General features: G+C 61.6%; 4 protein-coding genes and 1 pseudogene. All 5 read left to right on the forward strand.

The window, feature by feature from the left end:
- The first annotated feature begins 53 nt into the window (after positions 1-53).
- The gene (rplK, locus tag EN964_RS27445) at positions 54-482 is read left to right on the forward strand and encodes a 50S ribosomal protein L11 (RefSeq protein WP_013531410.1); all 429 of its coding nucleotides are present in this window, start codon (positions 54-56) and stop codon (positions 480-482) included.
- Positions 483-486: 4 nt separating this feature from the next.
- Positions 487-1,185: a 50S ribosomal protein L1 gene (rplA, locus tag EN964_RS27450; RefSeq protein ID WP_013531411.1), complete on the forward strand. Its 699-nt coding sequence runs from the start codon at positions 487-489 to the stop codon at positions 1,183-1,185.
- Between the two features lie 395 nt (positions 1,186-1,580).
- Positions 1,581-2,099 carry a 50S ribosomal protein L10 gene (rplJ, locus tag EN964_RS27455; protein WP_013531412.1) on the forward strand — a complete coding sequence of 173 codons (519 nt, stop codon included), beginning with the start codon at positions 1,581-1,583 and terminating at the stop codon, positions 2,097-2,099.
- A 54-nt stretch (positions 2,100-2,153) separates the two neighbouring features.
- Positions 2,154-2,531 (forward strand): 50S ribosomal protein L7/L12, encoded by a 378-nt coding sequence (rplL, locus tag EN964_RS27460; RefSeq protein ID WP_023762907.1) that lies wholly within the window; start codon positions 2,154-2,156, stop codon positions 2,529-2,531.
- 251 nt (positions 2,532-2,782) lie between these two features.
- Positions 2,783-4,043, forward strand: a pseudogene (locus tag EN964_RS27465) (DNA-directed RNA polymerase subunit beta); the annotation flags it as partial.

Here is a 4,043-nt window from a genome sequence, read left to right on the forward strand (position 1 = left end):
CCACCAGACTGCAACCGCCGGCATGACCGGCATAGACAAAGGCAGGAAAAGAGATGGCTAAGAAAATTGCAGGCCAGCTCAAGCTCCAGGTGAAAGCGGGATCGGCGACGCCGTCTCCCCCGATCGGCCCGGCGCTTGGTCAGCGTGGCATCAACATCATGGAATTCTGCAAGGCGTTCAACGCGCAGACCCAGGAAATGGAAAAGGGATCGCCGGTTCCGGTCGTCATCACCTACTATCAGGACAAGTCCTTCACCTTCGTCATGAAGACGGCGCCGGTGAGCTACTTCCTGAAGAAGGCGGCGAACCTGACGTCCGGTTCCAAGGAGCCGGGCAAGGTCAAGGCCGGTACGGTTTCGCGTGACAAGGTCCGCGAGATTGCCACCGCGAAGATGAAAGACCTGAACGCAAACGACGTCGAAGCGGCCATGCGCATGGTCGAGGGCTCCGCCCGCTCGATGGGTCTGGAAGTGGTGGGCTAAGATCATGGCAAAGATTGCAAAGCGCGTATCGAAGACCCGCGAAGGCATCGATCCCAACAAGGCTTATGCCCTGGGCGATGCGCTGAAGCTGCTCAAGGACCGTTCCTCGGTGAAGTTCGATGAGACCATCGAAGTCGCCATGAACCTCGGCGTCGACCCGCGCCATGCCGACCAGATGGTCCGCGGCGTGGTCAACCTGCCGAACGGCACCGGCCGCTCGGTGCGTGTCGCCGTGTTCGCCCGTGGCGACAAGGCCGACGAAGCGCGCGCCGCCGGCGCCGACATCGTCGGTGCCGAGGATCTGGTCGACATCGTCCAGAAGGGCACGATCGATTTTGATCGCTGCATCGCCACGCCGGACATGATGCCGCTCGTCGGTCGTCTGGGCAAAGTGCTCGGCCCGCGCGGCATGATGCCGAACCCGAAGGTCGGCACCGTCACCACCGACGTTGCCGCCGCCGTCAAGGCATCCAAGGGCGGCGCCGTCGAGTTCCGTGTCGAGAAGGCTGGCATCGTCCATGCCGGCGTCGGCAAGGTGTCGTTCGACGTCAAGGCCCTGGAAGAGAACATCCGCGCCTTCGCCGATGCGGTGACCAAGGCAAAGCCGACTGGCGCCAAGGGCAACTACGTCAAGAAGGTGTCGGTCACCTCGACGATGGGCCCGGGCCTCAAGCTCGACGTCGCGACGCTCAACGCGTCCTGATAAGTTTTGATCGAGATCGGCCGGTAAACGGCTGATCTGCAAAGAATTCCGGGCCTCCGACCTAGTTGGCGGCCCGGTACCGGAAGCCGAGAGGTTTCCGGACATCCTGTCCGAGATTGCAGGCGGCCCAGAAGCCTTAATTCGATTTGGGCCTGCATGAGACGGGTGAAGACCGGACAACGGAGCGATTGCTCCAATGAAAGGTTCGAACCGTGTTTGCCTTTTGTCTGCGCATCGCCGGCTTGACCGTCGATGTGGCGAAAGGGGGCAGGATCCTCGAGCGTCGTTCGGGAGATCCGTTACTGGATGGCCCGGCCGACAAAAGGCAACCCGACGCCTGTCCTCGTCAATGGGATGTTCCCGTTAACAGGATTGGGGTCAACTGGAGATAGGCAGTGGACAGAGCGGAAAAACGCGAACTCGTCACGGGCCTGAACGGTGCGTTCTCGAACGCAGGTTCAGTGGTCGTGGCCCACTACGCCGGTATCACCGTCGCGCAAATGAACGACCTTCGGTCGAAAATGCGCGCCGCCGGTGGCACCGTCAAAGTCGCGAAGAACCGTCTCGCCAAAATCGCTCTTCAGGGCACGGACTCCGCATCGATCATCGAGCTGTTCAAGGGACAGACGCTGATTGCTTATTCGGAGGATCCGATTGCGGCGCCGAAGGTCGCGTCCGATTTCGCCAAGGGAAATGACAAGCTCGTCATTCTCGGCGGCGCAATGGGCACCACCTCGCTCAATGCCGACGGTGTGAAGGCACTCGCCACACTTCCGTCGCTCGATGAGCTGCGCGCCAGGCTGGTTGGCATGATCGCCACGCCGGCAACCCGGATCGCCCAGATCGTCAATGCGCCAGCGGCCTCGGTCGCGCGCGTCATCGGCGCTTACGCCCGGAAGGACGAGGCGGCATGAGGCCGTTCCTCGCTATCACAAACACACGTTCGAACCTTATGAAGGAACACAACAATGGCTGATCTCGCAAAGATCGTAGACGACCTTTCGAAGCTGACCGTCCTCGAGGCGGCCGAGCTGTCGAAGCTTCTGGAAGAAAAGTGGGGCGTTTCCGCCGCTGCTCCGGTGGCTGTTGCCGCCGCTGGCGGTGGTGCGGCCGCTGCTGCTCCGGTCGAGGAAAAGACGGAATTCGACGTCGTCCTCACCGAGGCAGGCGCTCAGAAGATCAACGTCATCAAGGAAGTCCGCGCCATCACCGGTCTTGGCCTCAAGGAAGCCAAGGATCTGGTCGAAGCGGCTCCGAAGCCGGTCAAGGAAGGCGTTTCCAAGGCCGACGCTGACAAGTTCAAGGCCCAGCTGGAAGCAGCCGGCGCCAAGGTCGACCTGAAGTAATCGTGAAAGCGGCGGGCGGCCTCGCGCCGTCCGCCACTCCCTTCGCCCGGAGGGAGCACGCGTAACGCGAGATCTACGAGAACCTCTTTCCTGAGGGCCGAAAACCGGCCTTCAGGAAACGGGTTTTCTCCCGTTCTAGCCGGCCGCCGACAGGCGCCGGGAAAACAGACAGAGGGTTGCCGCCAAGGTGGCCCAGAATGCAAGGCGAGCCGCGGCGAGGCTCGTCCCGAGTTTAGAGCTAAGGAGCGACGATGGCCCAGACCCAGACTTTCAATGGCCGCAGACGCGTACGCAAGTTCTTCGGAAAGATCCCGGAAGTTGCGGAGATGCCGAACCTCATCGAGGTTCAGAAGGCATCCTATGATCAATTCCTGATGGTGGCGGAGCCCAAGGGCGGGCGTCCGGACGAGGGACTGCAGGCTGTTTTCAAGTCGGTTTTCCCGATCTCCGATTTTTCCGGCTCCTCGATGCTGGAGTTCGTGAAGTACGAGTTCGAAGGACCGAAATTCGACGTTGACGAATGCCGTCAGCGCGACCTCACCTATGCCGCGCCGCTGAAGGTGACGCTGCGCCTCATCGTGTTCGATATCGACGAGGATACCGGCGCCAAGTCCATCAAGGACATCAAGGAGCAGGACGTCTACATGGGCGACATGCCGCTCATGACCTTGAACGGCACCTTCATCGTCAACGGCACCGAGCGCGTCATCGTCTCGCAGATGCACCGCTCGCCGGGCGTCTTCTTCGACCATGACAAGGGCAAGTCGCACTCGTCGGGCAAGCTTCTGTTTGCCGCGCGCGTCATCCCCTATCGCGGCTCGTGGCTCGACATCGAGTTCGATTCCAAGGACGTCGTGCACGCCCGCATCGATCGCCGCCGCAAGATTCCGGTGACGTCGCTGCTGATGGCGCTCGGTATGGACGGCGAAGAGATCCTGTCGACCTTCTACAACAAGATCACCTACAAGCGCGCCGGCGACCATTGGCGCATTCCGTTCAACGTCGAGCGTTTCCGCGGCCTCAAGGCCGTCGGCGACCTGGTCGATGCCGATACCGGCGAAGTCGTCGTCGAAGCCGGCAAGAAGATCACCGCCCGCCAGGCGAGGGCGCTTGGCGAAAAGGGTCTGAAGGCGATCAAGGCCACCGACGAGGACCTGCTCGGTAACTATCTGGCCGAGGACATCGTCAACTACGCCACCGGCGAGATCTTCCTCGAGGCCGGCGACGAGATCGACGAGAAGACGCTGAAGGTTCTGCTCGGCACCGGCGAAGACGAGATCAAGGTTCTCGACATCGACCACGTCAATGTCGGCGCCTATATCCGCAACACGCTCAACGTCGACAAGAACGAGAGCCGCCAGGACGCGCTGTTCGACATCTATCGTGTCATGCGCCCCGGCGAGCCGCCGACGCTCGAAACCGCCGACGCCATGTTCAACTCGCTGTTCTTCGACAGTGAGCGCTACGATCTGTCGGCCGTCGGCCGCGTCACGATGAACATGCGTCTCGAGC

Origin of the sequence: Mesorhizobium sp. M7A.F.Ca.CA.001.10.2.1, from assembly GCF_003998575.1 — a bacterium.
Lineage (GTDB): Bacteria > Pseudomonadota > Alphaproteobacteria > Rhizobiales > Rhizobiaceae > Mesorhizobium.